This is a genomic window from Nostoc sp., assembly GCF_036917575.1.
Lineage (GTDB): Bacteria > Cyanobacteriota > Cyanobacteriia > Cyanobacteriales > Nostocaceae > Nostoc.
In genome coordinates this window covers 68,516-80,304 of record NZ_JBALDC010000047.1, presented here as the reverse complement: position 1 = coordinate 80,304, position 11,789 = coordinate 68,516, and the positions used below count along the sequence as shown (strand labels likewise).

The window sequence follows — 11,789 nt, the reverse complement described above, 5'->3', positions numbered from 1 at the left end:
ATTAATTTCAGCAATGCCCTCTGGATACGCGACTTTAACATAGTACGTAAATACTATAAAATTGCGATCGCGCTGTGCCAGTTGCGTAAGTCCTGTTGATTTGAGTTCTGGCGATCGCAAGACTTTACCCAAGATGGGCGATAAGAGTCGCGCCTTTGTAAGCAAAGCATTATAGGTGGCGGCGCAGAACCCAGAGTTTTTACTGCGATCGTTCGATTTGGATGAAATGCGAAAGGACGTGCAATTATTTGAAGCGTTGTATCCTGTGTTGTTATCCTTGACACAATTGCAATAACTCGTGAATGATACTTCTTTGGCAGTAGGCAGTGAAGCTTATGCAGCCGCGTTGCAGGTGTATAGCTACGTCAAAGCCAGTGGGCAAGGGACGGGTTTAGATACAGTGGTTGCAGAAATGGGAAAACGATTTACTCGTAAACTTGCAAAGTTAAAGCCTAAAGAACCAATATTGTAGAAAATAAGTTGGTAGTTGCACGTCAAAAGTAAAACGTTAGAGCTTCAGAATTTGAATGTTGGAGTTAAAAGCACGACATTTCGAGTTCAAAGGCTCAACGTTCCAGCAAAAAGGTGCAACTTTCGAGTTCAAAGGCTCAACGTTTGAGTAAAAAGGTGCAACTTTCGAGTTCAAAGGCTCAACGTTTGAGTAAAAAGGTGGAACTTCCGAGTTCAAAGGTTGAAAGTTGAGATTTTGAAGGCGATGTCTACGACGGGCTACGCCTACGCAGAAATATTTATCTCGAAAACTCGTCTTTTAAGGGGCATCATTAAGGGTTAGTGAGGTTAACATAGTAAAAATATTTTCAGCCTTTTGTCAGTGAAAATGCCAAGTCAAGATTACAAATGGAAGCGGTTCTGGTGTCCTCGGTCAGGTCGCATTAATCTAGCTGATGGCGGTTATCTATGCGATCCAGAAGAGAAGTGGGGCAAAATATACAATCCAGATTTAGTAACCTTTGATGCTATCTCTGCTTTACCATGTTTAGCACTTTTGGGTGAGCCAGGTATTGGCAAAAGTCATACTATAGAGGCAGAGAAAAATGAAATTATTAAGGAAATTCAAAAACAAGGTGGTCAGGTACTTCCGTTAGATATCCGTTCTTATGGAAGTGAAGACAGACTAGTTCGCAGATTATTTGACAGCCCAGAATTTACTCAATGGACAGAAGGCACTTATCAGTTACATATTTTTTTAGATAGTCTTGATGAATGCTTGCTACGAATAGATACATTAGCAACACTCCTAGTTGATGAGTTCAAACGTTATCAGAATCATATCCAGCGTTTACATCTTCGTATTGCCTGCCGAACAGCTGTTTGGCAACCAGTCTTAGAGGAAGGACTGAAGCAAATTTGGGGTAAAGATAATGTAGGAATTTATGAACTAGCTCCACTTCGACGTGTAGATGTGAGTAAAGCTGCAAAGATTGAAGGCATCGATAATTCTGAAGCATTTCTAGAAGAAATTAATAGGAAAAATGTTGTACCTTTGGCTATTAAACCAATTACATTAGAATTTCTGATTAAAACTTATCGTAGCTATGATGGTAAATTTCCTCTTAATCAAAGGTTGCATGAACTTTATCTTGAAGGATGTCTCTGGCTTTGTGAAGAACGAAATAAGAGCCGGATTTCATCGAAATTAAAAGGCAAACTTAAACGGCAAGAACGTTTAATGCTTACGGCTAGGATTGCAGCAATCACGATTTTTGGCAATAAATTTGCGATCTGGACTGGTATTCAGAGCGATGTTCCAGATGATGACGTATTTATTGAGAAGATATGCCAAGGAACCGAAACAGTTGACGGTAGAGAGTTTGAAATTAGTGAAGAAGCTGTTGAAGAAGTTTTAGATACTGGTTTATTCTCATCTCGTGGTGAATTAAGTCGTATGGGATGGGCACACCAAACCTATGCTGAGTTTCTGGCTGCATGGTACTTAGTTCAGCACGAAACACCTTTGAATGAGGTAATAAAACTGATTGTTTCACCTGAAGATCCTGAACATAAGTTAATCCCACAACTTCATGAGACAGCAGCATGGCTAGCTAGTATGAGGACTGACGTACTTCAGGAAATCATGAAGACTGATCCTGATGTGCTGTTGCGAAGCGACATACCTACAGATGCAAATCTTCGAGCAGCAATAGTTGATAACTTATTAAAACAGTACGAGCAGGGAAAGCTATTTGATTCATACAGAGAGAATTATCCTAGATACGAGAAATTTAAACATTCTGGGTTAGCTGTACAATTGCTTCCATATATTCAGAATTTAAGTAAGCCAATCGATGCACGAAATGCAGCGATAGACATTGCTGAGGCTTGTAAGGTAGATGAACTTCAGCAGGAGTTGGTAAATCTAGGACTTGATTCATCTCAATCAATTTATCTCAGAGTTAGTGCCGCAAAAGCAATCTGTACAGTTGGTAATGTAAGTGCAAGATTGCAATTAAAATCACTGACTTGTGAACAGCTTCTAGAAGATGAGGACGACCGACTTAAAGGATATGCTTTAAGAGCAATTTGGTCAGATCATCTAACAGTAGAGGAATTGTTTAATGTCTTAACTCCACCCAAAAAGACAAATTTTACAGGATCGTATCAAATATTTCTTGACTTGGAACTCGTACCCAAACTAAAGCCATCTGATTTATTAATTGCCCTCAACTGGGTTAAAAAGCAAGGCGTTAGATGCTTTGGACACTCATTTGAAAGACTTGCAGATACCATATTTTAAAAGCTTGGAAACATTTTTACTTGCCTGACATAGCAGAAAGTTTTACTAAAGTCGCTCTAATACAGTGGAGAGAAGATCAGAAAATCATAACTTTCGACAATGAGATTCAAGCACAATTTAAATTATCACTTGTTAATAATCTTGAGAATCGGCGCAAGCTTGTTGAGCAGGCAGTTCTAACAGTTTCCCAATCTGGAGAAAATATATATTTTTTATCAGATTCATTAACAGAAAATATCCTTTTGACTGAAGATGTTTTTTGGATGCTCGGAAAACTTCAAAATATTGATTCTCAGCAAGAGCGAATTTGGGCAGCGCTAATTCTGTGGAAATTTAATCCTCAAGATGTGAAGCAGATAGATGCTATCCTTACAGCTACTCAGACTAATAATATCTTGCGTGAAGAATTTGCATATTATGTTTCAATAATTGATTTGGACTCAATGCAGGCTGAGAAGTCGAGGTCTGACTATCAAGAGAGGCAAGAACGCATAACTCGTAGACAAAAACCTATTTTAGACCCACCGCCTAAAGAACGAGTACTTCTATTTTTAGAGCAGCTAGAGTCAGGAAAATTATTAGCTTGGTGGCAACTGAACAGAGAAATGACTCTCAAGCTAAATAGCCGACGTTATGAACAAGAGTTTGAGTCTGATTTGACAAAACTTCCCGGATGGCAAGAAGCTGATGTAACAACTCGTGAAAGAATTATCAATGGTGCTAAAAAATATATTGAAGAATACAGTCAAATAGCTTACGACTGGATAGGGACAAACACATATGATAGACCTGCATTAGCAGGATGTAGAGCTTTACAATTGCTTTTGCAAGAAACTCCTGAATTTATAGATACTCTATCATCTAAAATATGGCAAAGATGGGCATCTGTTATTGTTGCCTTTCCTCATAGCAGCACCACCCAACGAGAAGATTACTACACCGAATTAGTTAAGCGGGCATACATAAATGCCCCCTCTGAAACCTTGAATACACTGCTGTCGATTATCAATAAGGAGAATGAGGAACACGGTTATATCTTTATTCTTAATAAATTTGAGAAATGCTGGGATGAGCATTTGAAAACTGTTCTTATTGAAAAGGCTAAAGATGCAGCAATTAAGCCTAAATGTATAGGACAGTTACTTGAAGAACTTTTAAAGCGTGAATCGATTGGAGCTAGAGAGTTTGCTAAATCTCTTGTTTCTATTCCTCTACCTTTAGAAGAAGCACACCAGAAAGCTGTAGTTGCTGGTAGGGTATTAGTCGAATGTGCAGAACCTAGTAGCTGGGCGATTGTTTGGTCGGCTATTCAGCAAGATATAGACTTTGGGCGAGAAGTATTTGAAGCAGTCGCTTACCGCTACTCGCATGGTTTGTATTTGAAGCTGACTGAAAAACAGTTAGCGGATTTATACATCTGGCTAGTTTGTCAGTATCCTCATGCTGGAGATCCTGATTACAGTAATGATGTTCTTGCTCACGTTGCAGGAGTCAGAGAAAGTGTTGCTGGTTTTAGAGACAATGTAGTAATACAACTTAGGGAAACTGGGACATTTCAGGCGTGTATTGAGATTGAGCGGATTGCTGACCAGTTCCCTAAATTGACGTGGCTTAAAAGAACGTTGCTCAACGCCCAAAATGTTATGCGGCGAAAAACTTGGCAACCACCTCAACCAGAGCAGATCCTCCAGATTGTGAGCAATCAGCCAAAAAATCAAAGTACATATATAAATCAGACTGGAGTTTTTATTACTATGCCAGATTCAAACAATCCAATCATTAACTTTAACAACCCTGTAAACGCTGCCAATATCAACAGCACTATCAATGGAGATCAGATTCAACACAATTATGCTCCAGAAAAAAATCTTATAGAGGCTTTTGACGAGATTCATCAAATCGTAAATCGGATCACTCAAAATTATCCCGCTCCAACTGAAGTAGAGAAACAAATTATTGTGGCACAAGCAGTAGAGCAAGTTAAGCAGAATCCAACTTTGAGGAAGCGCTTGGAAGTCGGAGGAAAAGCATTTATCTTTGAGGGACTTCAGAAAGCTTCAGATCAGTGGTGGGTGAGTCCATTCGTAAAAGCCATTGAGGCTGCGGTGAAGGGAGAATAAACTATAGTAAAAAATTAGGTGATTGTCTTTTCAATCACCATCCTCTAACTTCAAAGTCTCAAGTTTCAACCTCAGAACTTCAGCATTTGAGCAAAAAGGTTGAACTTCGGAGTTTAAAAGCTCAACGTTCGAGCAATAAGGTGCAATTTCCGAGTTCAAAGGCTCAACGTTCAAGCAAAAAGACGCAACTTCCGAGTTCAAAGGCTCAACGTTCGAGCAATAAGGTGCAATTTCCGAGTTCAAGGGCTCAACGTTCGAGCAATAAGGTGCAACTTCCGAGTTCAAAGGCTCAACGTTCGAGTAAAAAGGTGCAACTTTCGAGTTCAGAAGTTGAAAATTGAGATTTTGAAAGCGATCGCCTTCCAACCCCGCTCATCCAACCTCAAAACTCGAAGGTTGCACTTCAGAGGTTGAAAAGTTGAGCTAGAAGTTTAGAATTTGAGTTACAAGAAATATAGATTACTGGCATAAGGGTTAGGCAATGAGTGAAACTCAGACCCAGTTACCGACAGATACATGGATTTGTGCTTCTTGGCAAGAGTATGAGCAAGCGATCGCTAACTTGCTCAAGGAGAAAGCAAAGAGTTACTACTATAAGGGGCACATGAGGCTGGAGATGGCACCAGTTAGTTTTGATCATGGTAAAGACCATGTTGTAATTATTTTTGCAGTGACTCTATTTGCGGCACTTAAAGGAATACTGGCGACAGGTTTAGATACAACCATTTTTCGTAAAACTGGTGTTCAGGACTGTCAGCCCGATGTAGCGTATTACCTTAGAGAACGTGCCCAAACTATCCCAGCAGGTACAGGAATCGTCAACCTCGATCGGTATCCTGTACCGAATTTGGTGATTGAGATTGCGAAAACATCTCTGCTGGATGATTTAGGTACAAAGCGATGTCTGACGACAAGCCGCTTCGCGTCTACGCTTTATGAAGAGTTAGGCGTTGCTGAATATTGGGTAGTAGATGTTCAAAATGCCCAAATCATTGCTTATGCTATGGCAGAGCAGGGTAGTAAACGTATTCAAGAATCACAAGTATTGCCGGGATTGGCGATGTTTACTTTAGAGGAAGCTTTACGCCGTAGCCGTGAGATAAATCAATCTGAAGTTGGAGCTTGGTTATTGAGCCAGTTTCAGCAAAGGGAGTATTCTTAACTAATAGTTTTTTCAAAAAGATATACATCATCTCGTTGATATTCTAAGTTAAATTTAGACTGATTTTTCAAGATATTTACTAAGTTAGAAAGAGATTCGGAAGTTGCAGCCCAACCTGGATGGCGAATATTGAGCAAGACATAATAAAACTGATTCAAGTCTGCAATATTTTGAGAGGGATTATATTTAAAACTAATTAACTGTCTGTGGGTTAAATGTGGAGTAATTATATCTGTAGTTAAAACGCTATCTTTAGTCTTCACTAAAGCGATCGCCTCTTTTGTGGCTGCCCAATTATCTATATTGTGAAGATATTTTGAGCTAAAGAAACCATATTTACCGAAAACCAAAAACAAAACTAAAGACCACAAAATAATTGCTCGTCTTTGTTTTAGCCATGCTTTACCTGCTGTTAAGCTAGCAACTACAACTAAAATAAGAAATGGAATTGCTGGTAAAGAGTAATGTAAAACTAGATTTTTTTGCGAAGGATGATCGGCAAGTAAATTTAGTGCTATACAAGGAATTATACTTATCAATGGTGTGAGAAATTGTGGTCTTAAACCCCAAAGAACAGGTAAGAATAAAAAACATAAATATTCTAAGTTTATAGTTGAAAAAAGATTGTTAAAAATGATTTTGGGCTGAAGCAGTAATATTTGTAGCATTTCGGAAAATGAGTTTCCCAAATAGCTATAGCGATAAAGATGACGGTTCAATAAGGTTGCTTCGCTACCAAAATAAGGGATGATCGTCCAGTTAGCAATCAAAAACCATATTGTCCCAGCAATAATGGCGATCGCACCATATAAACGTCGCTTTTCAAACAATAGTAACCAAATACCCATAGCGACTACAGTCAGTGATAATACAGCTTTACAACCCAAAACCACAAGAATACTGACGCAAAACCAAGCTATTTTTCTCGATCTAGCAGCCAAAACTGCGAACAAAAGGGCAGGGATTGCGATCGTATCTGGGTGAAAATCACAGAGATTGCTATTGTACACCACCGGATACATTAGATATACAGCCATAATTGCGACTGCTAAATTTTCTTTTAAACCGGCTTGCAGCGCCAGAAAATATGTAGGTAAAGCACCTAATGCTAAAGCAATAGACTGTACTGCAAACAGCCAATAAACGCTAGGGTAAATTTTGTACAGTAAAGCCAAAGGATATAAAATCCAAGCAGCATGATCGGCTAAAAGATGAAAACCAAGTACAGAAGAAACTGGCGGTTTTCCTTGACTAATTAAGTAAATACACTGGTCAAAAAATGCTAAATCTCCAGATGAATTAAATAACTCGTGTCGTAAGCTACTGGAAATAAATAAAATTAAGCTAGTAATGCCGAAAATTATTTTGATATGATTCATTTTGGACAGCTTTTCTGTTATTTAAATCTTTTTTATTTAAGATTAGAAAAAAATCCAGCTTGTAATTTTGGATAAATCAAATCGCACTTTAGTACAACAAACCAGAGAGCAAAACCTAAAGGTAGTGAAAATAATTTGATTAATATAGGTGTTCCCAAGTAACTAAATAATGATGCCATTTGCACGACTATAGCTACCCAAAAATATCGAGGGAAGTAAAAAGCAAAGATAATTGAAATAATATCCGCAGGATAAAAATATCTTTGGTGCATTTTGGGCAGAATATATGGCATAAACAAAACTGAGATGGTAGCTAAGTGTATCAGCCTGTCTTGAGTAATTTTTAGCTGACTTTTATAAACAATGTATGCCAATAAAAGTATTGCAGATACAGTTAACGTTAAACCGATAGGTACAACAATATTATAAAAATTGTTAGGAATCCATTGATAAATATTAGGTACACCTTTCGCCAACTCTTTGTATTTATTAGCTTGGCTAAAGTAGATTAATAGCAATTCTTGTATCGGTCTTCCCATCAACCACGATGGCAAAACTAAAATTATATATACCACTGGAATTAATGGTAAATAATACCAATGAATTTTCTTTTTGACTAAAAAAATTAATAATAAAGGTGCTAAAAACATCGCTTGCAATTTAAAAGAAAGTCCCACACCAAAACTGAGTAAGGCAGGAATTTCTTTTTGAATACACAAAAAGTAAATGCAGGCAATCATCCCTGCTGTATAGATACTGTCACACTGACCCCAGAGGGCACTATTATATATCACAGTTGGACTCAAGATAACTGCCAAGAAAGCAAATATTGGTTCATTACCATCTGAGTATTTCAGGCGGACAATTTTGTAAGTTAAAAAACCACAAAGAAAATCAACAGCCATTGCAAAAAGCTTGATTGCAAAAATTTTTGGCAATCCAGAAAGCAGGGTGGCAGCAATTAAAATCCAGTAGAGATAGGGGGGTGTATAGTCGGCAAAACTATATTTGAGAGCGCTAAATCCACCATGAGATGCGATGAAATCATACCAAGGCACTAAGAAAGATTTATAATCAGACGATTGATTAGGAACACAAACCAATCGGATCAGCACTGCTAAGATAATTCCAATAGTTAAGTATCCATAGACTGGAGATGGGAAAAGATTTAAGAACTTATTAAACGGAGATTTTACTAATTTTACTAATTTTTTATCTGAAGTTGTCATTATAAATTGTATCTGTTATTAAAAAATGATGAAATTATCTCAAAGTGTTTATTATTTTAGCAAAGTGCTGAACAGCCATTGCTGTAATATAAAACTGGTTTATGAAGCTGCTATGATGCCATATAAAGCAAGCTTTAGTGGGGATATCCTAGAGGTTTAAAAGAGATGATTATCCCGATTTTAGATATGCGTTTATTCCGAGAAAAGGAATGGTTATTTAGCCTATTAATAATATCTCTATTTCTATGGCTGATATTTTTGGGAAACTCCCCTTTAAGAGATTGGGATGAAGGTACTGTGGCACAGGTTGCTCGTGAAATTTGGCGTGCCCCACTTGGTTCAATGCATTGGCTTTACCCCACTTTGGGAGGAGAACCTTATCATAATAAGCCACCTCTGATGCACTTGTTAATTGCTTGGACTTATTCGATCGGCGGTGTGAATGAGTGGACAACGCGTCTACCAGGTGCAGTGTTAACTGCCTTGGGAGTGCCTTTGCTTTACTTGATGGGATGTTTGCTTTTTAACCAAAGTTTACCAGCTCTGTTTAGCGCTTTAGTTTACCTGACGATGTTGCCTGTGGTACGTCACGGGCGGCTAGCAATGCTAGATGGTACAACTATTACGTTTTTCTTGCTCCTGTTGTTTTGTTTGCTAAAAGCACCTCAGAATCGTCGGTATGCTCTCGGTGTGGGATTTTGTTTAGGGTTAATCACTCTCACCAAAGGGATGCTAGTTTTGCCGCTAGGGGCGATCGCTTGTTTATTCCTGATTGCAGATCGACAATTCGCTTTGTTAACAAGCCCCTATTTATTAGTAGGAATATTTTTAGGAAATGCACCAGCGATCACTTGGTTTGTTGCTCAATGGCAACATTATGGCGAAACTTTCTTGCAAGTAAACTTTCAAACACAAACCTTTGATCGGCTGACACAATCTGTTGAAGGTCATACTGGGCCTCCCTGGTACTATTTAATTGAGTTAGTTAAGTATAGTGTTCCTTGGCTATTATTTTTACCAGCAGGTTTTTATCTAGCTTGGAAAAAACGTCATACTACCTGGGGTCGCTTAATTCTTATTGGTACAATTGTATACTTAGTAATTATCTCTTTAATGAGAACTAAACTCCCCTGGTATGTTATGCCTGTATATCCATTTTTAGCTTTAGCAATTGGTGCTAGACTTAGCGAAATTTGGCAGTACGGTCATTTTAAGGTGCGAAGTTTGACAATATTTCTGGCTATTATTGCCATTGCTGGTTTAGGAGGTTGTGTTTACTTTATTCTTGCAAAAAAAGAGCCTATTTTAATAGTCATGAGCATTGTTTTGGCAATAAGTATGAGTGCAGTAGTCTGGTTAATTAGACAACGCGATCGCAACTTTATTCCAGTGTTATTTTCTGGAATGTACTTAGTTTTAGCACTGTTGATGAGTTCGCAATCATGGATTTGGGAATTAAAGGAAGCTTTTCCAGTTAAACCAGTAGCGGAATTAATTCGGGCAAATGTTTCACCAGGAACACAAATTTATACTTCTTTTGCTTATGGTCGTCCAAGTTTAGACTTTTACTGCGATTGTAAGGTAACTCCTGCAACTGTCCCAATTTTACAAAAAATGTTATCTAATAAATCTTATTTGCTATTAGATAACGGGGCTTTACAGCAAATTAATATAACCGATAGTAAAATTATTGGAGCGACTAAGGAATTCACACTTGTTTCACCATAAGTTAAATATGTATGATATTTTGCTTTTTTCATCTTAATTAATTTATCCTTTAGGTACATACTCTCTAAAATTTAGCTTTGGATAAATCAGATCGCACTTTCGCACAACAAACCAAAGAGCAAAACCTAAAGGTATTGAAAATAACTTGATCAATATAGGAGTTCCCAAATAGCTAAAAAATGATGCCATTTGCACGACTATAGCTACCCAAAAATATTGCGGAAAGTAAAAGGCAAAGATAATCGAAAGGATATCGGCAGGATAAAAATATCTTTCGTGCATTTTGGGCAGGATATATGGCATAAACAAAACTGAGATTGTGGCTAAGTGTATCAGTCTGTCTTGAGTAATTTTTCGCTGAGTTTTATAAACAATGTATGCCAATAAAAATATTGCAGATACAGTTAACGTTAAACCGATAGGCACAACAATATTATAAAAATTGTTAGGAATCCATTGATAAATATTGGGCGCACCTTTTGCCAATTCTTTGTATTTATTAGCTTGGCTAAAGTAGATTAATAGTAATTCTTGTATTGGTCTTCCCATCAACCACGATGGCAAAACTAAAATTATATATACCGCTGGAATTAATGGTAAATAATACCAATGAATTCTTTTTTTGAGCAAAAGAGCTAATAATAGAGGTGTTAAAAACATCGTTTGCAATTTAAAAGAAAGTCCCACACCAAAACTGAGTAAGGCAGGAATTTCTTTTTGAATAGATAAAAAGTAAATACAGGCAATCAATCCAGTTGTATAAATGCTGTCACATTGACCCCATAAGGCACTATTATATATCACAGTCGGACTCAAAATAACTGCCAAAAAAGCAAATATTGGTTTATTACCCTCTGGATATTTTAGTTGAACAATTTTGTAAGTTAAAAAGCCACAAAGAAAATCAACAGTCATCGCAAAAAGCTTGATTGTGAAAATTTTTGGCAATCCAGAAAGTAGGGTGGCAGCAATTACAATCCAATATAGGTAGGGCGGCGTATAGTCAGCAAAACTATATTTAAGAGCGTTTAACCCACCATGAGATGCAATGAAATCATACCAACGCGCTAAAAAAAACTTGTAATCCACCGATTTATTTGGAACACAAAGCAATCGAATCACCACTGCTAATATAATGCCAATAGCCAAGTATCCATGAATCGGTAATGGCAGAGAGTTTAAGAACCTATTAAACGGAGATTTCACTAATCCTAATAATGTTTTCTTGGAAGCTTTCGTCATAAATTGTATCAGTCTCGTTGGTAGTGTCTAAATACTACAGCATTTGTGCCAATTTCTTGTTGACACAATTTGGTCAGAGATAGTGCTAAAGATATGGGAATTAGAGCAAACAATAATGAGACAGTTCCTAATAAAGCTGGTGTTTTGGAGAATTCTTACTTTAGTAATGACAGT

At 37.5% G+C, this 11,789-nt stretch carries 7 protein-coding genes and 1 pseudogene; 5 read left to right on the top strand and 3 right to left on the bottom strand.

What is annotated here, in order from left to right; all coding sequences use genetic code 11:
• Positions 1-94: 94 nt before the first annotated feature.
• From V7K79_RS13310 to V7K79_RS13295, 4 genes and pseudogenes are all read left to right on the top strand, one after another.
• Positions 95-472, top strand: a pseudogene (locus V7K79_RS13310) (hypothetical protein); the annotation flags it as partial.
• Between the two features lie 366 nt (positions 473-838).
• Entirely contained in the window at positions 839-2,755 is a 1,917-nt protein-coding gene (locus V7K79_RS13305; RefSeq protein ID WP_335048300.1) for an NACHT domain-containing protein, read from the top strand.
• A 20-nt stretch (positions 2,756-2,775) separates the two neighbouring features.
• Positions 2,776-4,875, top strand: a complete 2,100-nt coding sequence (locus V7K79_RS13300) for a hypothetical protein (RefSeq protein ID WP_335048298.1) — start codon at positions 2,776-2,778, stop codon at positions 4,873-4,875.
• Between the two features lie 481 nt (positions 4,876-5,356).
• Entirely contained in the window at positions 5,357-6,037 is a 681-nt protein-coding gene (locus tag V7K79_RS13295; protein ID WP_335048296.1) for a Uma2 family endonuclease, read from the top strand.
• Here the strand turns inward: V7K79_RS13295 and V7K79_RS13290 are convergent.
• Together V7K79_RS13290 and V7K79_RS13285 are read right to left on the bottom strand one after the other, a co-directional pair.
• Positions 6,034-7,416: a DUF2079 domain-containing protein gene (locus V7K79_RS13290; RefSeq protein ID WP_335048294.1), complete on the bottom strand. Its 1,383-nt coding sequence runs from the start codon at positions 7,414-7,416 to the stop codon at positions 6,034-6,036. The two genes, V7K79_RS13295 and V7K79_RS13290, sit on opposite strands and share 4 nt — an antisense overlap.
• A gap of 32 nt (positions 7,417-7,448) precedes the next feature.
• Complete coding sequence (locus V7K79_RS13285) at positions 7,449-8,645, bottom strand: hypothetical protein (protein WP_335048292.1); 1,197 nt, start codon at positions 8,643-8,645, stop codon at positions 7,449-7,451.
• Between the two features lie 186 nt (positions 8,646-8,831).
• Here V7K79_RS13285 and V7K79_RS13280 point away from each other — a divergent pair, with 186 nt between their 5' ends.
• A complete protein-coding gene (locus V7K79_RS13280; protein ID WP_335048304.1) occupies positions 8,832-10,373 on the top strand; it encodes an ArnT family glycosyltransferase in 1,542 nt (513 codons plus the stop codon).
• 42 nt (positions 10,374-10,415) lie between these two features.
• Here V7K79_RS13280 and V7K79_RS13275 read toward each other — a convergent pair whose 3' ends face one another.
• The gene (locus V7K79_RS13275) at positions 10,416-11,615 is read right to left on the bottom strand and encodes a hypothetical protein (protein WP_335048291.1); all 1,200 of its coding nucleotides are present in this window, start codon (positions 11,613-11,615) and stop codon (positions 10,416-10,418) included.
• Positions 11,616-11,789: the final 174 nt, after the last annotated feature.

Excerpts from the sequence above, each read along its gene's own strand:
- V7K79_RS13305 (WP_335048300.1), top strand. The coding sequence starts at position 839 with ATGCCAAGTCAAGATTACAAATGGAAGCGGTTCTGGTGTCCTCGGTCA.
- V7K79_RS13295 (WP_335048296.1), top strand. The coding sequence starts at position 5,357 with ATGAGTGAAACTCAGACCCAGTTACCGACAGATACATGGATTTGTGCT.
- V7K79_RS13290 (WP_335048294.1), bottom strand. The coding sequence starts at position 7,416 with ATGAATCATATCAAAATAATTTTCGGCATTACTAGCTTAATTTTATTT.
- V7K79_RS13285 (WP_335048292.1), bottom strand. The coding sequence starts at position 8,645 with ATGACAACTTCAGATAAAAAATTAGTAAAATTAGTAAAATCTCCGTTT.
- V7K79_RS13280 (WP_335048304.1), top strand. The coding sequence starts at position 8,832 with ATGCGTTTATTCCGAGAAAAGGAATGGTTATTTAGCCTATTAATAATA.
- V7K79_RS13275 (WP_335048291.1), bottom strand. The coding sequence starts at position 11,615 with ATGACGAAAGCTTCCAAGAAAACATTATTAGGATTAGTGAAATCTCCG.